The sequence below is a fragment of the Parasphingomonas zepuensis genome (assembly GCF_036663735.1).
GTDB lineage: Bacteria > Pseudomonadota > Alphaproteobacteria > Sphingomonadales > Sphingomonadaceae > Sphingomonas.
Map to the genome: position 1 here is coordinate 22,612 of NZ_JAXOJO010000001.1, position 17,743 is coordinate 40,354.

The window sequence follows — 17,743 nt, forward strand, 5'->3', positions numbered from 1 at the left end:
GTTGAAGGAGGCCCGTAACGGTGTAGAGATGGCCACCCTTTCCCAGCGGGGTGGGCCGTGATCGATCGTCGCCATTTCCTGGGCAGCGCCGTCGCATCGGCGGCGCTGTCCGCCACCCCCGCCCTCACCCTTGCCGAGCGCGCCGACTGGCACGCCCTGGCGCAGGACGTCCGCGGCGAGATGGCCTGGGCATGGGCCGAATATCGCAAACAGGCCTGGGGTCAGGACGAGATCAGGCCAGTCTCGGGCACCAGCAAGTCTTTCCTGATCCCCGGCCAGACGGTCGGCCTGTCGATCGTCGAGGCGCTCGACACGCTGTGGCTGATGGGCCTCGATGCCGAGCTCGAGGACGGGGTGCGCTGGATCAAACAGTCGCTGCGTTTCGACCTGGATGGCGACGCGCAGGTGTTCGAGGCGACGATCCGGCTGGTCGGCGGGCTGCTCTCCGGCCATCTCGCGACCGGCGAGGCGAAGCTGCTCGAACTGGCACAGGACCTGGCGACGCGGATGATGCCCGCGTTCGACACGCCGACCGGCATGCCGATGCGCTACGTCAATCTCCGCACCGGCAAGACCCGCGATCCGTTGAGCTTTCCCGCCGAGATCGGCGGGGGCCTCGCGCCGGAGTTCGTCACATTGTCGAAGCTTACCGGCGAGAAGAGATTCGGCGAGGCGGCGATCGACGCGATGCTCACGCTCTATGGGAAACGATCGAAGATTGGGCTGCTCGCCGATACGATCGACGTGACGACCGGCGCCTGGACCACGCGCATTGCCACCATCGGGCCGCCGACCGACAGCTATTTCGAATATCTGTGGGACACGTGGCTGCTGACTGGGGACACGGGCCTGCGCGATGCCTATCGCAGCTGCACCGCGGCGATCCTGACGCATCTTGGCGACCGGACGACGGGCGATTTGTGGTTCGCCAATGTGGATTTCGAGACCGGCGAAAGGCTCGATCTGGTGCAGAGCGAGCTGTCCGCTTTCTATCCCGGGTTGCTGCGGGAGGGCGGCAAGCCCGGCGAAGCCAGGGCGGCGATGCGCGGCTGGGAGAAGGCGCAGGACAGGTTCGGCGTGCTGCCGGAAGCGTTCGATCCGAGCGACTGGTCGATCAAGTCGAAGGGCAATGCGCTGCGCCCCGAACTGGTCGACTCAGCCTTCACGCTGTGGCTGCACGATCGCGACGAGCATTGGCGGCACGTCGCGCGCACGCACTTCCTCGCCATGAAGCGGACGAGCAAGGTGGCCCATGGCTATTCCGGCCTGAGAGACGTCACCGCGCCCGGCGCGTGGAACGATGCCTGCCCGGGTTATTGGTGGTCCGAGCAGATGAAATATTACTGGCTGATCTTCAGCGACTGCCCGCGCTTCGACTATCGCGACAATTATCTGTCGACCGAGGGCAATGTGCTGAAGGGCCTGAAGCGATAGGCATTAACGCCGGCCACGATAGCTGGGCAAAGCGAGCTTCCAGTGGATCGCGGCAGCGCGCAGGCTGAAGCCTGCAGCCGCTGCCACTACGGCCGCAGCGAAGGCGGGAAAGCCGAGCGAGACCAGGGCGACGTGCAATCCCGCGGCAAGCGCGGCCGCCGTCACATAAAGCTCCGGGCGCATCAGGATCGAGGGCTCGCCGGCCAGCACATCGCGGATGATGCCGCCGACACAAGCCGTCATCACGCCCATCAGGGCGGCGGGAACCGGCGGCACGCCGAAGGCAAGCGCCTTGGCCGCACCGAACACGGCATAGGCTGCGAGGCCCACCGCATCGAGCCAGTCGAGCGCCTTGTCCTTCCACCAGGCCTGCGGGGTGATCCATACCAGCCCGGCGGCCGCAAGGCAGACAGCCGCGACGAGGGGATCATGCACCCAGAAGACCGGCGCGCCGATCAGCAGATCGCGCACCGAGCCGCCGCCCACGCCCGTGATCAGCGCGAAGAAGGCAGCGGTGACGAGCGTCTGGCCGCGCCGGGTCGCGGCGAGCGCACCGGTGGTCGCGAACACCGCGATGCCGAACAGGTCGAGCCAGGGGAGGATCGATCCGAATTGCCAGGGCGCGTGGGGAAGCATCGCCCTTCCCTATCGCCAGCGCGCGCGCCGCGCAAAGCGGGTCTGGAGATTCGCCGCGCGCTGCGACATAGCGGGGGTCATGCACAGCTATCGCCCGCCGATGATCGCCCTTGCCATCTGCCTCGCCGCGCTTGCCGGTTTCGTCGATGCCCTCGCCTTTTCCAGCCTTGGCGGTTTCTTCGCCTCCTTCATGAGCGGCAACACGACCCGGCTCGGCGTTGCCTTCGCGACCCAGCGCCATGACGAAGTGCGGATGGCGGGCGCGCTGCTGCTGAGCTTCGTCAGCGGGGTGATGATCGCGACGGTGATCGCGCGGCGCTGGGCGAAGCACGCCCAAGCGGCAGTGATGATCGCGGTGACCCTGTTGCTCGCTCTTGCGGCGACGATCATGCAGTTCGCGCCGAACACCAAGGCGCTGCTGCTGCTCGCCGCGGCGATGGGCGCGGAGAATGGCCTGTTCCTTCGCGACGGCGAAGTGAGCATCGGCCTGACCTATATGACCGGATCGCTCGTCCGCATGGCGCAACGCCTGGCCGGCGCGCTGATGGGCGATGCGGAGCGCTGGACGTGGGTGCGCTATCTGATGCTGTGGGTGGGCTTCGTCAGCGGCGTGGTGATGGGCGCGCGCTGTTACGGCGCGTTCGACAATGGCGCGCTGTGGCTGGCGACCGGTGCGGCGGCGCTGCTGACGGTCGTGGTCGCGGCGATGAGTCGCAGCAGGGAGACGGCCGGACCCTGGGGCGTGCGGGCGGTTTAAGCCAAACACTGTTCCCCGGCGAAGGCCGGGGCCCAGTTGGGAAGGCTGCGGTAATTGAGCGCCGCGCTCGCCATGATCGTCTCCCAACTGGGCCTCGGCCTTCGCCGGGGAACAGCAGGAAACGTCAGATGTGGATCGGCTTGCCCAGCACCGCCATCGCGGCTTCCTTGATCGCTTCCGAATGCGTCGGATGGGCGTGGCAGGTATAGGCGATGTCCTCGGAGGTAGCGCCGAACTCCATGGCCTGCGCGGCCTGGGCGATCATCGTGCCGCCGACCGAGGCGATGACCCAGACGCCGAGCACCCGGTCCGTCTTCGCGTCGGCAATCACCTTCACGAAGCCGTCGGGCTCATGGTTGGTCTTGGCGCGCGAATTGGCGAGCATCGGGAACTTGCCGACCTTCACCTCGCCGCGCTCCTTCGCCGCTTCCTCGGTCAGGCCGACGCCGGCGATCTCGGGGTTGGTGTAGACGACGCTCGGGATCACATCGTGATTCACGATGCCGGTGAGCCCGGCGATGTTCTCGGCGACCGCGATGCCTTCGTCCTCAGCCTTGTGCGCGAGCATCGGGCCGGGGATGACGTCGCCGATCGCCCAGATGCCGGGAACCGACGTCTGGAAACGGTGGTCGGTCTCCACCTGGCCGCGCTGGTTGGTCGCGAGGCCGGCCTGGTCGAGGCCAAGGCCATCGGTGTTGGGCCGGCGGCCGATCGACACGAGCACCGCATCGGCCTCGAGCGTCGTCGCTTCGCCGCCCGCGGCGGGCTCAAGGGTGAGCGTCGCGGTGTCACCATTGACGGCCACGCCGGTGACCTTGGTCGAGAGCCTGAACTCAATGCCCTGCTTCTTGAAGATCTTGTTGGCTTCCTTGCGGACTTCGCCATCGAAGCCGGGCAAGATCTGGTCGAGGAATTCGACGACGATCACCTTCGCACCGAGCCGCCGCCAGACCGAGCCGAGCTCCAGCCCGATCACGCCGCCGCCGATCACGACCATCTGCTTCGGCACGGCGGGCAGTTCCAGCGCGCCGGTCGAATCCACCACGACCTTCTGGTCGATCGTCACGCCGGGCAGCGGGGTGACCGACGAGCCGGTGGCGATGATGATGTTCTTCGCGCGGACCTCACGGTCGCCGACCTTGACGCTGTCCTTGCCGGTGAAGCTGGCATAGCCCTTCAGCCACTCGACCTTGTTCTTCTTGAACAGATATTCGATGCCGCCGGTAAGCTGCTTGACGGCGTCCTTGCGCTGGCCGTGCATCGTCTCGAGATCGAGGCTGGTCTCGACCTTGACGCCAAGCTTGGCGAGCCGGCCGGAGACTGCCTCGTCATACAGGTCCGACGCGTGCAGCATCGCCTTGGACGGAATGCAGCCGACATTGAGGCAGGTGCCGCCAAGCGTCTCGCGGCTCTCGACGCAACCGGTCTTGAGACCGAGCTGTGCTGCGCGGATCGCGGCGACATAGCCGCCCGGGCCCGAGCCGATTACCAGGACGTCGAAATCATAGTCAGCCATGTGGCACCTTTATGTACCCCCGCGACGGCGGGGGTGCGGACTGGGCTCCCGCCTTTGCGGGAGCACAAGCCCAATATGGTTAGAGGTCGATCAGGATACGAGTGGGATCCTCGATCGCGTTCTTCAGCGCGACGAGGAACGTCACTGCCTCGCGGCCGTCGATCAGGCGGTGATCATAGCTGAGCGCGAGGTACATCATCGGGCGGACCACGACCTGGCCGTCGCGGACGACCGGGCGGTCCTCGATACGGTGAAGGCCGAGCACTGCCGCCTGGGGCGGGTTGATGATCGGGGTCGACATCAGCGAGCCGAACACGCCGCCATTGGAGATGGTGAAGGTGCCGCCCTTCATCTCTTCCATCTTCAGCGTGCCGTCCTTGGCACGCTTGCCGAAATCACCGATGGTGCGCTCGATCCCGGCGACCGAAAGCTGATCCGCATCGCGCACGACGGGGACGACCAGACCGCCCGGGCCCGATACCGCGACCGAGATATCGACATAATCGTGATAGACGATCTCGTCGCCCTCGATCGAGGCGTTGACGCTGGGCACGTCCTTCAGCGCGAGGCACGCGGCCTTGGCGAAGAAGCCCATGAAGCCGAGCCGGACGCCGTGCTTCTTCTCGAACAGATCCTTGTACTTGGCACGCGCCTCGATCACCGCCGTCATGTCGACGTCGTTGAAGGTGGTGAGCATCGCGGCCGTGTTCTGCGCTTCCTTGAGGCGCTTCGCGATCGTCTGGCGCAGGCGCGTCATGCGCACGCGCTCTTCCTTGCGGCCAGTCGAGGCGGCGACCGACGGCGCGACCTGCGGCACGGGCGACGGGGCGGGCGCGGCCGCCGGAGCCGGCGCTGCCGAAGCCGCAGCGACGACGTCATCCTTGGTAATGCGGCCGTCCTTGCCGGTGCCCTTGACCGTGGCGGGATCGACGCCGTGTTCGAGCACGGCGCGGCGGACCGACGGCGAGAGCGCGGCGGGGCCATCGCCTTCGCGCAGGCGCGGCTGCTCGCCCGGACCTGGGCCAGTGCCGTCCTTCGCCTTGTCGCTGAGATCGGCGTTACCGGTCGTCGCACCCGCGACTGGCGTTGCTGCGGCGGGAGCCCCGTCGGCAGCGTTGATCGTCGCGATCATCGCGCCGACATTCACCGTATCGCCCACCTTCACGGCCTGCTCGCCCATGATCCCGGCCACGGGCGACGGGACCTCGACCGAGACCTTGTCGGTCTCGAGGCTGGCGATCGGCTCGTCGACGGCGACGGGATCGCCGGGCTGCTTCAGCCATTCGCCGAGCGTTGCCTCAGTGATCGATTCGCCCAGGGTGGGGACATTGACTTCGGTTGCCATCTTCTCTTCCTCGTTCCGCTGGGCGGACTTATGATTTGCGCGTGCGGCGGATTTCTTCGCGGACGTTATGGCCGAGCGCATCGGCGATCAGCGCGGCCTGCTCCATCTGGTGACGCTTCATCAGCCCGGTCGCGGGCGACGCGGCGGAAGCGCGGCCCGAATAATGCGCGCGGCCCGTTTTGGCGCCCGCCTCGATCAGGCATTCCTCGATGAACGGCTCGACGAAGCTCCAGGCACCGTTGTTCTTCGGCTCTTCCTGGGCCCAGACGACATCCTCGAGATTGGGCAGCTTCTTGAGGCGCGCCACCAGCGGCTCGCTCGGGAAGGGATAGAGCTGCTCCACGCGGACGATCGCGGTGTTCTTGTCGCCCGCCGCGTCGCGTGCCTCCATCAGGTCGTAGGCGACCTTGCCGGTGCACAGCACGAGGCGCTTCACATCGGCATCGGCCGGGGCCGAGGGATCGCTGAGCAACCGCCGGAAATGGCTGTCGCCGACGAAATCCTCCGCCTTGCTGACCGCCAGCTTGTGGCGGAGCAGCGACTTGGGCGTGAAGATCACCAGCGGCTTGCGGAAACCGCGGTGCATCTGCCGGCGCAGCAGGTGGAAATAATTGGCCGGCGTGGTGCAGTTCGCGACCTGCATATTATCCTGCGCACACAGCTGCAGGAAGCGCTCGACGCGGGCCGAGCTATGCTCCGGCCCTTGCCCTTCATACCCGTGCGGCAGCAGCATCACCAGGCCGTTGGCGCGCAGCCACTTGGCTTCGCCCGACGCGATGAACTGATCGATCATGATCTGCGCGCCGTTCATGAAGTCGCCGAACTGCGCCTCCCACAGCACCAGCGTCTTCGGATCGGCCAGCGCATAGCCGTACTCGAACCCGAGCACGCCATATTCGCTCAAGGGGCTGTCGAGCACCTCGAAGCGGCCATGCTCGATCTGCGCGAGCGGGAGATATTTATGCTCGTCCTTCTGGTCGATCCACACGGCATGTCGCTGGCTGAACGTGCCGCGGCCCGAATCCTGCCCGGACAGGCGGACGCCGTACCCTTCCGACAGCAGCGACCCGAAGGCGAGCGCTTCGCCGGTCGCCCAGTCGAAGCTCGCGCCGGTCTTGAACATCTCGCGCTTGGCATCGATCACGCGGCCGAGCGTCTTGTGGATGGTCAGATCACCGGGAACGGTGGTCAGCGTGCGGCCGAGCGAATCGAACAGCTTGGTCTCGATCGCGGTCTCGACGTTGCGGCGGGCATGCTCGGCATCGGCCGGAGCGTGCAGGCCGGACCAGCGCCCGGCGAACCAGTCGGCCTTGTTCGGCTTGTAGGAAGCGCCAGCCTCGAACTCGTTTTCGAGCAGGCTGGTGAACTGCGCGATATTGTCGTCGATCCATGCACGATCGACCACGCCCTGCTGGATCAGCTTGGTGCCATAGACTTCGCTGACCGGCGGATGGCTCTTGATGCGGTCGTACATCAGCGGCTGGGTGAAGCTAGGCTCGTCGCCCTCGTTATGGCCGAAGCGGCGATAGCACCACATGTCGATCACGATGTCGCGGTGGAAGCGCTGGCGGAACTCGATCGCCATCTTGGTGGCGAAGGTGACGGCCTCGGGATCGTCGCCATTGACGTGGAAGATCGGCGCCTGGACGCCCTTCGCCACATCCGACGGATAGGGCGAGGAGCGGGCGAATTGCGGGCTCGTCGTGAAGCCGATCTGGTTGTTGATGACGAAGTGGATGCAACCGCCGGTATTGTAGCCGCGGATCCCGGAGAAGCCGAGGCATTCCCACACGATGCCCTGGCCGGCGAAGGCCGCGTCGCCATGGATCAGCACAGGCAAGGCCGTCTTGTGCTCGGCCAGGTCGTTGGTGATCGTCTGGATCGCGCGGACCTTGCCCAGCACGACCGGATCCTCCGCCTCGAGATGCGAGGGGTTGGCGACCAGCGACATGTGAACGCTGATCCCGTCGAACTCGCGGTCGGTCGAGGTACCGAGATGGTATTTCACGTCGCCCGAACCGGCGACGTCATCGGGATTGTCGGAGCCGCCGCCGAATTCGTGGAAGATGATGCGGAACGGCTTGGCCATCACGTTGGTGAGGACGTTCAGCCGGCCGCGATGCGCCATGCCGAACACGATCTCGCGCACGCCGAACTGGCCGCCATATTTGATCACGCTTTCCAGCGCGGGGATCATGCTCTCGCCGCCGTCGAGCCCGAAGCGCTTGGTGCCGACATATTTGCGGCCGCAGAATTTCTCCCACTGCTCGGCCTCGATCACCTTGTTGAGGATCGCCTTCTTGCCGAGGGGCGTGAACTCGATCGCCTTGTCCTTGCCCTCCATCCGATCCTGGAGGAAGCGGCGCTCCTCCACGTCGGAGATGTGCATATATTCGAGACCGACATTGCCGCAGTAATTCGCGCGCAGCGTGTCGACGATCTCGCGCACCGTCGCCCATTGCAGGCCGAGCGTGCCGCCGAGATAGACCGGCCGATCGATGTCGTCGTCGGAGAAGCCGTGATATTCGGTCGTGAGGTCGGCCGGCCGCTCATGCTTCGAAAGACCGAGCGGATCGAGATTGGCGGCGAGATGGCCGCGCACCCGATAGGTGCGGATGAGCAGCATCGCGCGGATCGAATCGCCGGCGGCGCGCAGGATCGCTTCCTGCGAGGGCGCGGCGGCCGGAGCAGCGGGCTTGGCGCCGCCCTTGGCGGGCTTCGGCGCCGGCTCCATCTGAGTCGGATCGAGCGCCGCCGTCAGATCGTCGGTCGAGGAAAGCGGCCAGCTGTCCTGTTCCCAGCTCGGGCCCTGCGAGGAACCTTCCAGCCCCTCGAACCAGGCGCGCCACGACGGTTCAACGCTGTCAGGCGACAGTTTGTAGCGTGCGTAGAGCGTCTCGATGAAGGCGGGGCTCACCCCGCCTGCAATCTCCGCGAAATCCTGACCTTCATAGCCCATCTGGCTGTTCCTCGGCGCATCCCTGGGGAGGTGATGCCGCTTTGTCCCCGCCTGAGGCGGGGGTTGGTTAACCCTTCAACACCGACAACAAAGTGGTGCCCAGTTCCGACGGACTGTCCGCCACCTTGATCCCTGCCGCTTCCATCGCCGCGATCTTGTCCTCGGCGCCGCCCTGGCCGCCCGAGACGATCGCGCCGGCATGGCCCATGCGACGCCCCGGAGGCGCCGTGCGCCCGGCAATGAAGCCGGCCATCGGCTTGGAACGGCCGCGCTTCGCCTCGTCGCGGAGGAATTGCGCCGCTTCCTCTTCGGCCGAACCGCCGATTTCGCCGATCATGATGATCGACTGAGTCTCCGGATCGGCGAGGAACAGCTCGAGCACATCGATGAAGTTCGTGCCGTTGACCGGATCGCCACCGATGCCGACCGCGGTCGTCTGGCCGAGGCCTGCATTCGACGTCTGGAACACGGCTTCATAGGTAAGCGTGCCGGAGCGGCTTACAACGCCGACCGAGCCCTTCTTGAAGATGCTGCCGGGCATGATGCCGATCTTGCACTCACCCGGGGTCAAAACGCCCGGGCAGTTCGGGCCGATCAGGCGCGACTTCGAACCGCTCAGCGCGCGCTTCACCTTGACCATGTCGAGCACCGGAATGCCCTCAGTGATGGTCACGATCAGCGGCACTTCGGCGTCGATCGCCTCGAGGATCGAATCCGCGGCGAAGGGCGGCGGCACATAGATGACGGACGCAGTCGCGCCGGTCTTCGCGACGGCCTCGGCGACGGTGTCGTAGACCGGCAGGCCAATATGCTCGGTACCGCCCTTGCCCGGCGTGACGCCACCGACCATCTGCGTGCCGTACGCCAGCGCCTGCTGCGTATGGAAGGTGCCGGTCTCACCGGTCATTCCCTGGGTGATGACCTTGGTGTTCTTGTCGACGAGGATGCTCATTCGATTCTCTTCCTCATTGTTCCCCGGCGAAGGCCGGGGCCCAGTTGGGAAAGCGGTAGTGGCTCACGCGATGGTCTCGAACAGGTCTTCCCAGTCGGGATTGAATCCTTCGATCTCGCGCAATTTCCAGGCCCGCTTCCATTCCTTCATCTGCAGCTCGCGCTGCCGCGCTTCTTCGATGGTGTCATAGGCGTGGTACCAGACCAACGTGTGACACCGATATTTCTTCGTGAACCCTTCGACGAGATCGTTGCGATGTTCCCAAACCCGCCTGGGAAGGTCACTCGTCACGCCGAGATAGATCGTGCCGTTTTTCCTGCTCGCCATGATGTAGACGAAACCGGCTTTCTCCATCTCCGGGGTTCTCCCAACTGGACCCCGGCCTTCGCCGGGGAGCCGCTAAAACCGTCAGGCGAGGCTTCCGTCGATCGCCTTGCAGGCGACCAGCAATTCCTTGACCGCCTCGACCGAGACGTCGAGATTGTTCTGCGCCTCGGCATCGAGCTTTATCTCGACGACCTTCTCGACGCCGCCGGCGCCGATGATCACCGGCACGCCGACATAGAGATTGTCGACGCCGTACTGGCCGGTCAGGTGGACCGCCGCCGGGAGCAGGCGCTTCTGATCGTAGAGATAGGCTTCGGCCATCGAAATCGCCGAGGTGGCCGGTGCGTAATAAGCGGAGCCGGTCTTGAGCAGGGCGACGATCTCGCCGCCGCCCGAACGGGTGCGCGCCACGATCGCGTCGATGCGCTCCTGCGTCGAGAAGCCCATCTCGATCAGGTCGGGGACCGGGATACCGGACACGGTCGAATAGCTGATCACCGGGACCATTGTGTCGCCGTGGCCGCCGAGGACGAAGGAGGTGACGTCCTTGACCGAGACCTTGAATTCTTCGGCGAGGAAGTGGCTGAAGCGCGAGCTGTCGAGCACGCCGGCCATGCCGACGACCTTCTCATGCGGGAGGCCGGAGAATTCGCGCAGCGCCCAGACCATCGCGTCGAGCGGGTTGGTGATGCAGATGACGAAGGCGTCGGGCGCATTGGCGGCAATGCCCTCACCCACGGCCTTCATGACCTTCAGGTTGATGCCGAGCAGATCGTCGCGGCTCATGCCCGGCTTGCGGGCGACGCCGGCGGTGACGATGATGACGTCGGCGCCCGCGATATCGGCATAATCATTGGTGCCGGTGATCTTCGCGTCGAAACCCTCGACCGGGCTGCACTGGCTGAGATCGAGCGCCTTGCCCTGGGGCACGCCCTCGACCACGTCGAACAGGACGATGTCGCCCAGGCCCTTGAGGGCAGCGAGGTGGGCGAGCGTGCCGCCGATGTTGCCGGCGCCGATGAGCGCGATCTTCTTGCGGGCCATTCTTCGTCCTTTCGGAGGGTATAATGCCGCGCGCGCGGCGAAACTGGGCGGCGGCTTAGGCCCGTTTTGCCGGTGGGGCAACCGCTAAAGGACGGTATTTCTGTCTTTTAATGCGAATGCTTCGCAAGTGCATTAAGATGGTGGAGCACCATCGGGATCGACATAGCGGCGCGCGCCGGTGCCCTCATTATACCAGACCGTCACTGGCCGGCCGCTGGCATCGTCGACGAACCGCTCGCCCGTCTCGCGCCACGCGCCGCCGGTCGGCCTCGCCTCCGCAGCGCCGTAGCGGCGGCGCTCGAACAGGATGCCGGCGAGCACCAACGCTGCGAAGATCAATGTCGGCCACACCGCCGGATCGACCACAACGCCGATCAGCGCTGCCGTAAACAGCAGCATAGCGACCATCAGGACGAAGGTGCGCAGCATCATTCAGGCGCGGGATCGAGGATCACGGCGGTGCCATAGGCGACGACCTCGTTCATCGCCTGGGCGATCTCGCCCGAATCGAAGCGCATCATCACCACTGCGTTCGCGCCCATCAGCGCGGCGTTGGCGACCAGCCGGTCGATCGCGTGGCGCCGCGTATCCTCGACCAGCCTGGTATATTCGGGAATCTCGCCGCCGATGATCGAGCGCAGGCTGGCGGTGATGTTGCCGCCTATACCGCGGCTGCGGACGACGACGCCGAACACCTGGCCGAGCGTGGCGCGGACGGTGTGGCCGGGGACATTCTCCGTAGTGGTGACAAGCATCGCATTCCCTCCATGGCCTGAGCGAATGATATCAGCCCGGTGCGCCATGGCGAAAGGATTCAGTTCGCGCCGTGGCCCAATTCGAGATAATCGTCGGAGCGCATCTCCTCCAGCCGGCTGATCGTGCGCTCGAATTCGAAGCGGCCATCGCCCTTCTCGTACAACTCGCCCGGCGGCGCATCGGCGGCGGCGAGCAACTTCACCTTATGTTCGTAGAGCGCATCGATCAGCTGAACGAACCGCGCTGCCTCGTTGCGGTTTTCGGGACCGAGCTTCGGGATGCCGACCAGGATCACGGTGTGGAACCGGCGCGCGACCGCGAGATAATCGGCCGAGCCCCGCGCCTCCCCGCACAGGCGCTTGAACGAGAAGACCGCGACGCCCTTCAGGCTCTTGGGCACATGCAGCGTGCGCCCGCCGCCGACCGGCAATTCCTCGGACGGCACATGCTCGCGATCCTCGGGGGGATAATCGGTCAGGCGGAAAAAGGCGGCGGAGAGCTCCGCGGTCGCCACCGGGCCGTTGGGCACGAGCCAGGTTTCGACCTGGCCGAGCCGGTCGCGCCGATAATCCACCGGGCCGTTCAGCGCGAGCACGCGCATGCGCGACTCGATCAGTTCGATGAAAGGCAGGAAATGTTCGCGGTTGAGCCCGTCCTTGTAGAGATCGCGCGGTGGGCGATTGGACGTCATCACCACGGTGACGCCGTGGCGCAGCAGTTCCGAGAACAGCCGCGACAGGATCATCGCATCCGGGCTGTTGGTGACCATGATCTCGTCGAAGCAGAGGACCTTCACTTCCTCGGCAATGGCGGCGGCGACGGGGGCGATCGGGTCGCCCACTTCCTTCTCGCGCTCCACCCGCAGCCGCGCATGCACGTCGAGCATGAATTCGAGGAAGTGGATGCGCCGCTTCCGCCGCATGTGAATGCAGCCGAAGAACAGGTCCATCAGCATGGATTTGCCGCGTCCGACCCCGCCCCACAGATAGATGCCGGCGGGCGCCTCCGGCCGGCGGCCGAGCGCGCGCCACAGCACGCTGCCGCGCTTCGGCGCCGCCTCGAGTTCGGTGGCGAGCGCATCGAGGCACCGCGCGGCCTCGGCCTGTTCGGGATCGGGCTTCAGTTCGCCGGCGGCGACCAGCGCCTGATAACGGGCAAGGACGTTGGGCATCAATGGGCGCGAACGGGTAATGCGGTCATTGCTTCGGCACCGATTTGCGGATGGTGGCGGAGAAGCTCATGATCTTCTCCTCGCCCTGCACGATCAGCCCGCGCAGGAACAGCAGCCGCCCGGTCTCGCGCAGCAGCTCGACCTGGGCCTCGATCGGCTCGCCGATGCGGCCGCCGCCGATGAATTGCGTGGAGAGATCCAGCGTCACCGCCGATGCCGCCGTGATCAGCCCGAAGCTGCGCGACGCGGCGAACAGCGCGACGTCGATGAAGCCGAGCAGCGTGCCGCCATGGACATTGTTGCGCAGGTTGGAATGGCGCCGCTCCGGCGTCATGCGGACGAGGGCGATGCCGCCCTCGATCCGCACCATCATCGGGCCGAGAAAACTGTTGTAGCGCGACGGATCGGTGAAGCCCCACCGCATCCAGCCCGGATGATCGGGATGCTCCTCATAGATGAAGGTCGCGAGCGGACTCGAATCGGTCACCGATGCAGGCCTCAGACGACCCGCTCGGCTTCCATCTTCTTGATCTCGGCGATCGCCTTGGCCGGGTTGAGACCCTTGGGGCAGACATTCGCGCAGTTCATGATCGTGTGGCAGCGATAGAGGCGGAACGGATCCTCCAGCTCGTCGAGCCGCTCGCCGGTCATCTCGTCGCGGCTGTCGGCGAGCCAGCGATAGGCCTGCAACAGGATCGCCGGGCCGAGGAACTTGTCGCTGTTCCACCAATAGCTCGGGCAGGCCGTCGAGCAGCAGGCACACAGGATGCATTCGTACAGGCCGTCCAGCTTCTCGCGGTCGGCCGGCGACTGGAGCCGCTCCTTGCCCGAGGGCGGCGGCGTGACGGTCTGCAGCCAGGGCTTGATCGAGGAATATTGCGCGTAGAAATGGGTGAAATCGGGGACCAGATCCTTGATCACATCCATGTGCGGCAGCGGCGTGATGCGGATATCGCCCTTCACGTCCTCGATCGCGGTGGTGCAGGCGAGGCCGTTCTTGCCGTCGATGTTCATCGAGCAGGAACCGCAAATGCCTTCACGGCAGGACCGGCGGAAAGTGAGCGACGAATCCTGTTCCGACTTCATCTTGATCAGCGCGTCGAGCACCATCGGGCCGCAATTGTCGAGATCGATCTCGAACGTGTCGTAATGCGGATTCTCGCCGGCATCGGGATCGTAGCGGTAGATCTTGAAATTCTTGATCCGCGTCGCTTCGGCATCTGCCTTGTGGACCTTGCCACCCTTTTTGGGTCGGCTGTTCGGGGGCAGTCTGAATTCGGCCATGCCTGAAAGTCTCCGGCGGAAACGAAATGGTGCGTCGCGGAAAGCGGCTATGCCTTTCGGCGCGCGCGTGCAACCCTTTGGCGCAGCCCGTGTCGTCGGAAAGACGCGCGATTGCAAATTTCCGGAACGGGGCAAGAATCATCGCCACGTTGCGGATGGCAGACAAGAATCGTAGGGCAAAGCCCAACATATGAACGAACAGGGCAAGATATGAGATTGAGCGATTGCCACAATGTCGAGGATTTCCGCACCCTCGCCCGCAAGCGCCTGCCCGGCCCTGTCTATCATTATATCGACGGCGCCGCCGACGACGAGAAGACCAAGGCACGCAACACCGAGGCGTTCGACTCGTGCGACCTGGTGCCGAGCGTTCTGGCCGGCGTCGAGACGATCGACATGAGCACCACGGTGATGGGCCGCAAGATCGACATGCCGCTGTTCCTGTCACCTACCGCGTTGCAGCGCCTGTTCCACTGGCATGGCGAGCGCGGCGTGGCCCGCGCGGCGGAGAAATTCGGGACCTATTTCGGCATTTCGAGCCTGGGCACCGTCAGCATCGAGGAGATCGGGCGCACGATCAGCACGCCCAAGATGTTCCAGCTCTACATCCACAAGGACAAGGGCCTGAACCACGCGCTGGTAGAGCGGTGCAAGGAAGCGAAGTTCGACTGCATCGCGCTGACCGTCGACACGATCGTCTCGGGCAATCGCGAGCGCTGCCTGCGCACCGGCTTCACCTCCCCGCCGAAACTGACGCCGGCCTCGGCGCTCAGCTTCGCGACTCACCCGGGCTGGACGCTCGACTATCTGTTCCGGGAGAAGTTCGAGCTGTCGAACCTGAAGGATCATGTGTCCGAGGGGACCAATGTCGCGCTGTCGGTAGCGGATTATTTCAACAAGATGCTCGACCCGTCGATGGACTGGAAGACGGCCGAGGGCGTGCGCGCGCAATGGGGCGGGGAATTCTGCCTGAAGGGGATCATGTCGGTCGAAGACGCGCGACGTGCCGTCGATATCGGCGCGACCGCGATCATGGTGTCGAACCATGGCGGGCGGCAGCTGGATGGCAGCCGCGCGCCGTTCGACCAGCTGGCCGAAATCGTCGATGCGGTCGGCGACAAGATCGACGTCATCTGCGACGGCGGGATCCGGCGCGGCAGCCATGTGCTGAAGGCGCTGAGCGTCGGTGCGAAGGCGTGTTCGGGCGGGCGGCTGTATCTCTATGCGCTGGCCTCGGCCGGGCAGCCCGGCGTCGAGCGCGTGCTCGGGCGGCTGCATGACGAAATCGAGCGCGACATGAAGCTGATGGGGGTAAAATCGGTCGCGGACCTGACGCGGGGAAATCTGCGCTGGCGGTAAAATCCCTCTCCCAACGGGAGAGGGAGGGAGCGCGTAGCGCGGAAGGGTGAGGGTGACCACGCCAGTCGCCCTCACCCCGCGCTGCTGCGCAGCTTGCCCCTCTCCCGCCGGGAGAGGGGAAGAAGAGCGCTCACTCTGGAACCGGCTCCCCCACCTCCGGGGCCCTGCCCCAGTCGATGCTCCGCGTGAGGTACATCACCGCAGCAAGGGCCACGAAGAGCGTCACCGATCCGGCGAGCAGCGCCATGTCCTCGAGGCTGAGCAGCACGTACAGCACGCCGTAGAGCGCGGCGATCAGCGCGCCGATGAACAGGCTGCGGCGCCAGCTGCCGAGCACCGCTGCCGAATAGGCAGTGAGCAGGTTGACGATCGCGCCGCCGGCAACGGCATAGGCCGGGGTGAAGCCGATCACTTCGGCAAAGGCCAGCAGCATCACGAAGAACAGCACCAGTCCCGATCCGACCAGGCCATATTCGATCGCCGACACCTTCACGCCGCCGATCACGTCGAACATCAGGAAGGCGAGGAAAGTGAAGCCGACGAACAGGAAGCCGTATTTCACCGAGCGGTTGACCTGGCTGTAGAGATCGACCGGGGTGACCAGATCGACGCGCGCCTCGTGATCGCCGGAAGCGGCCTCCGGCAGATCTCCCTTGCCACGGTCGGATTCGACCAGCGCGCTGCCGAGCGCGAGGTTGCCGACCCGCCATGTGGCGGTAAAGCCGGTGCCGGCGAGCGTCTTTTCAGCGGGCAGGAAGCCGCCCTGGAAGCTCGGGCTGCGCCAGGAGGATTGCACGTGCCAGCGCGTATCGCCGCCGCCCGGCACCAGCGCGAGCGAAGCGTTGCCGCGCACCGCATAATCGAACGTCGCGCCGACCGGCCGGCCGCGCAACTCGCCGGCGTCGAACCAGGCGAAGAAGCCCGACCCGCCTGTTTCGCGCATGCCGTTGCCCGGCTGGAGCGAGAGCGGCTTGCCGCTGATCGTTACCGTCGGCGGGGGGCCGAACAGGCCGCGGGCATCCTTGATGCCGAAGCGGATCTGCGCCCGATCGAGCGCAAGCGTCTCCGGCGCGATGCCGAAGCGCTGCAGGTCGGCCGGCAGCGAGAAGCGCGCCGAGCCGCGATTATGCGCCTCATACACCACCACATCGTAGATCGATCGGTTGCGCACGCTTGGCTTGAGATCGGTCCTGAGATCGGTCGTATCGGGCGACAGCGTCAGCTCGTGCCAGCTGGTGCTGGTCTTGGTCACCTGTTTCGTGCCTTCGGTGACGACTTCGCTGGTCTGTTTCGAATAGGGGATGACGAGCACCGGCCCGGCAATGACCTGCGGCCCGCCCCAGCCCTGTGCGATCGATGCCTGGGCCGTCGCCGACTGTTCCTGGCGATCATAGACGAGCAGGTAGACAGCGAAGATCGGGATCGCGAGCAGCGCGCCGATGAGGAGCGGCAGCAGCAACTTCATCGCGGGCGTGCGTTCGGACGCATGAAGAGCGGACATGGTTTGACCTCCCTTTTAGGAGATCTTCAGCTAGCGGCGGGCGGGGGCGAAGGCCAAAGCGGATCGGGAGGAGTGACTGTGCAGAATGGGTGCAGGCACTCCGTCCGGTTCAGATCACGTCCAGCACCAGCCCCAGGTCGCGCGCTTCCTCGGCCTCGATATACCAGTTGGCCGGGGCCTTTTCGCGCAGGTCCTCGAAATCGACCCGGCTGCCCTTCACGATATCGCGGAAGCCTTCCTCCTCGATCAGGATCGAATGCTCGATCTCGTGGAGGGTCGCCTTGAGGCTGGCGATGCACATGCGCAGCGGACCGTTGATGTTGAGCTGCTTCGAGATGATCCGTTCGTGGATCATCAGCCGCGTGTGGCGGGTGAGGAAGCGGCGGTCGACCGGGAAGGCGGCCATGAAGGTCGCGCCGGCGGAATAGACCGCGACCTTGCCGAGGAACAGGATCTCGCGGCCGTCATGATCCTCCAGCAGGCGGATATCGTCGGCCATGGTGCGCGCGACCTCCGGATCGCCGCCGAGCGTGGTCAGCGCGATGACCAGCGTCCCCTGCTCCGGGCAGGCATCGAGCTGCTGGCGGAAGCTCTGGTACATGAACTGGTCGACCGGGCCGGACAGGCGGATGTGCGGCTTGGCGAGAAGCGGGTATTTGGCGTCTTTCATGCCGCGCGTAACCGAGCGCGGCTGGTGATGTT

At 65.4% G+C, this 17,743-nt stretch carries 17 protein-coding genes; 3 read left to right on the top strand and 14 right to left on the bottom strand.

All coding sequences use genetic code 11. The features are described 5' to 3' along the window. Positions 1–57 precede the first annotated feature (57 nt). The gene (locus U1769_RS00110; RefSeq protein ID WP_332710617.1) at positions 58–1,434 is read left to right on the top strand and encodes a glycoside hydrolase family 47 protein; all 1,377 of its coding nucleotides are present in this window, start codon (positions 58–60) and stop codon (positions 1,432–1,434) included. 3 nt (positions 1,435–1,437) lie between these two features. Here U1769_RS00110 and U1769_RS00115 read toward each other — a convergent pair whose 3' ends face one another. Beyond that, on the bottom strand, positions 1,438–2,070 hold the full coding sequence (locus U1769_RS00115) for a trimeric intracellular cation channel family protein (RefSeq protein ID WP_332710619.1): 633 nt from the start codon (positions 2,068–2,070) through the stop codon (positions 1,438–1,440). Positions 2,071–2,170: 100 nt separating this feature from the next. Between U1769_RS00115 and U1769_RS00120 the strand changes: the two genes are divergently transcribed. After that, positions 2,171–2,827 (top strand): YoaK family protein, encoded by a 657-nt coding sequence (locus tag U1769_RS00120; RefSeq protein WP_332710621.1) that lies wholly within the window; start codon positions 2,171–2,173, stop codon positions 2,825–2,827. 124 nt (positions 2,828–2,951) lie between these two features. On the opposite strand, the gene lpdA is transcribed toward U1769_RS00120, so the two are convergent. The 11 genes from lpdA to U1769_RS00175 all read right to left on the bottom strand — a co-directional run bounded on the left by lpdA (position 2,952) and on the right by U1769_RS00175 (position 14,181). Beyond that, positions 2,952–4,343, bottom strand: coding sequence for a dihydrolipoyl dehydrogenase (gene lpdA, locus U1769_RS00125; RefSeq protein ID WP_332710623.1), 1,392 nt, complete (start codon positions 4,341–4,343; stop codon positions 2,952–2,954). A gap of 79 nt (positions 4,344–4,422) precedes the next feature. Continuing rightward, positions 4,423–5,688 carry a 2-oxoglutarate dehydrogenase complex dihydrolipoyllysine-residue succinyltransferase gene (gene odhB / locus U1769_RS00130; protein WP_332710624.1) on the bottom strand — a complete coding sequence of 422 codons (1,266 nt, stop codon included), beginning with the start codon at positions 5,686–5,688 and terminating at the stop codon, positions 4,423–4,425. Positions 5,689–5,716: 28 nt separating this feature from the next. After that, on the bottom strand, positions 5,717–8,647 hold the full coding sequence (locus tag U1769_RS00135; RefSeq protein ID WP_332710626.1) for a 2-oxoglutarate dehydrogenase E1 component: 2,931 nt from the start codon (positions 8,645–8,647) through the stop codon (positions 5,717–5,719). A 67-nt stretch (positions 8,648–8,714) separates the two neighbouring features. Further along, on the bottom strand, positions 8,715–9,599 hold the full coding sequence (sucD, locus tag U1769_RS00140; RefSeq protein ID WP_332710628.1) for a succinate--CoA ligase subunit alpha: 885 nt from the start codon (positions 9,597–9,599) through the stop codon (positions 8,715–8,717). A gap of 63 nt (positions 9,600–9,662) precedes the next feature. Further along, entirely contained in the window at positions 9,663–9,953 is a 291-nt protein-coding gene (locus U1769_RS00145) for a GIY-YIG nuclease family protein (RefSeq protein WP_332710629.1), read from the bottom strand. A 54-nt stretch (positions 9,954–10,007) separates the two neighbouring features. After that, entirely contained in the window at positions 10,008–10,970 is a 963-nt protein-coding gene (mdh, locus tag U1769_RS00150) for a malate dehydrogenase (protein ID WP_332710631.1), read from the bottom strand. 132 nt (positions 10,971–11,102) lie between these two features. Then, positions 11,103–11,402: a hypothetical protein gene (locus U1769_RS00155; protein ID WP_332710633.1), complete on the bottom strand. Its 300-nt coding sequence runs from the start codon at positions 11,400–11,402 to the stop codon at positions 11,103–11,105. Further along, positions 11,399–11,725, bottom strand: a complete 327-nt coding sequence (locus U1769_RS00160) for a YbjQ family protein (protein WP_332710635.1) — start codon at positions 11,723–11,725, stop codon at positions 11,399–11,401. The genes U1769_RS00155 and U1769_RS00160 overlap by 4 nt, the downstream gene beginning before the upstream one ends. A 59-nt stretch (positions 11,726–11,784) precedes the next feature. Further along, positions 11,785–12,897, bottom strand: coding sequence for a cell division protein ZapE (gene zapE, locus U1769_RS00165; protein WP_332710637.1), 1,113 nt, complete (start codon positions 12,895–12,897; stop codon positions 11,785–11,787). Positions 12,898–12,922: 25 nt separating this feature from the next. Next, positions 12,923–13,384 carry a PaaI family thioesterase gene (locus U1769_RS00170; protein WP_332710638.1) on the bottom strand — a complete coding sequence of 154 codons (462 nt, stop codon included), beginning with the start codon at positions 13,382–13,384 and terminating at the stop codon, positions 12,923–12,925. Positions 13,385–13,395: 11 nt separating this feature from the next. Next, positions 13,396–14,181, bottom strand: a complete 786-nt coding sequence (locus U1769_RS00175; RefSeq protein ID WP_332710639.1) for a succinate dehydrogenase iron-sulfur subunit — start codon at positions 14,179–14,181, stop codon at positions 13,396–13,398. A gap of 210 nt (positions 14,182–14,391) precedes the next feature. Between U1769_RS00175 and U1769_RS00180 the strand changes: the two genes are divergently transcribed. Next, positions 14,392–15,540, top strand: coding sequence for an alpha-hydroxy acid oxidase (locus U1769_RS00180; RefSeq protein WP_332710641.1), 1,149 nt, complete (start codon positions 14,392–14,394; stop codon positions 15,538–15,540). 130 nt (positions 15,541–15,670) lie between these two features. Here the strand turns inward: U1769_RS00180 and creD are convergent, their stop codons facing one another. Next, the gene (gene creD / locus U1769_RS00185) at positions 15,671–17,041 is read right to left on the bottom strand and encodes a cell envelope integrity protein CreD (protein ID WP_332710643.1); all 1,371 of its coding nucleotides are present in this window, start codon (positions 17,039–17,041) and stop codon (positions 15,671–15,673) included. Positions 17,042–17,150: 109 nt separating this feature from the next. Beyond that, positions 17,151–17,711 carry an ATP-dependent Clp protease proteolytic subunit gene (locus U1769_RS00190; RefSeq protein WP_332710645.1) on the bottom strand — a complete coding sequence of 187 codons (561 nt, stop codon included), beginning with the start codon at positions 17,709–17,711 and terminating at the stop codon, positions 17,151–17,153. Positions 17,712–17,743 lie beyond the last annotated feature (32 nt).

What these genes read in the sequence shown, in the direction of transcription:
- U1769_RS00160 (WP_332710635.1), bottom strand. Translation starts at nt 11,725, where the DNA reads ATGCTTGTCACCACTACGGAGAATGTCCCCGGCCACACCGTCCGCGCC.
- U1769_RS00115 (WP_332710619.1), bottom strand. Translation starts at nt 2,070, where the DNA reads ATGCTTCCCCACGCGCCCTGGCAATTCGGATCGATCCTCCCCTGGCTC.
- U1769_RS00145 (WP_332710629.1), bottom strand. Translation starts at nt 9,953, where the DNA reads ATGGAGAAAGCCGGTTTCGTCTACATCATGGCGAGCAGGAAAAACGGC.
- sucD (WP_332710628.1), bottom strand. Translation starts at nt 9,599, where the DNA reads ATGAGCATCCTCGTCGACAAGAACACCAAGGTCATCACCCAGGGAATG.
- U1769_RS00190 (WP_332710645.1), bottom strand. Translation starts at nt 17,711, where the DNA reads ATGAAAGACGCCAAATACCCGCTTCTCGCCAAGCCGCACATCCGCCTG.
- zapE (WP_332710637.1), bottom strand. Translation starts at nt 12,897, where the DNA reads ATGCCCAACGTCCTTGCCCGTTATCAGGCGCTGGTCGCCGCCGGCGAA.
- creD (WP_332710643.1), bottom strand. Translation starts at nt 17,041, where the DNA reads ATGTCCGCTCTTCATGCGTCCGAACGCACGCCCGCGATGAAGTTGCTG.
- U1769_RS00175 (WP_332710639.1), bottom strand. Translation starts at nt 14,181, where the DNA reads ATGGCCGAATTCAGACTGCCCCCGAACAGCCGACCCAAAAAGGGTGGC.
- U1769_RS00180 (WP_332710641.1), top strand. Translation starts at nt 14,392, where the DNA reads ATGAGATTGAGCGATTGCCACAATGTCGAGGATTTCCGCACCCTCGCC.
- U1769_RS00155 (WP_332710633.1), bottom strand. Translation starts at nt 11,402, where the DNA reads ATGATGCTGCGCACCTTCGTCCTGATGGTCGCTATGCTGCTGTTTACG.
- lpdA (WP_332710623.1), bottom strand. Translation starts at nt 4,343, where the DNA reads ATGGCTGACTATGATTTCGACGTCCTGGTAATCGGCTCGGGCCCGGGC.
- mdh (WP_332710631.1), bottom strand. Translation starts at nt 10,970, where the DNA reads ATGGCCCGCAAGAAGATCGCGCTCATCGGCGCCGGCAACATCGGCGGC.
- U1769_RS00135 (WP_332710626.1), bottom strand. Translation starts at nt 8,647, where the DNA reads ATGGGCTATGAAGGTCAGGATTTCGCGGAGATTGCAGGCGGGGTGAGC.
- odhB (WP_332710624.1), bottom strand. Translation starts at nt 5,688, where the DNA reads ATGGCAACCGAAGTCAATGTCCCCACCCTGGGCGAATCGATCACTGAG.
- U1769_RS00120 (WP_332710621.1), top strand. Translation starts at nt 2,171, where the DNA reads ATGATCGCCCTTGCCATCTGCCTCGCCGCGCTTGCCGGTTTCGTCGAT.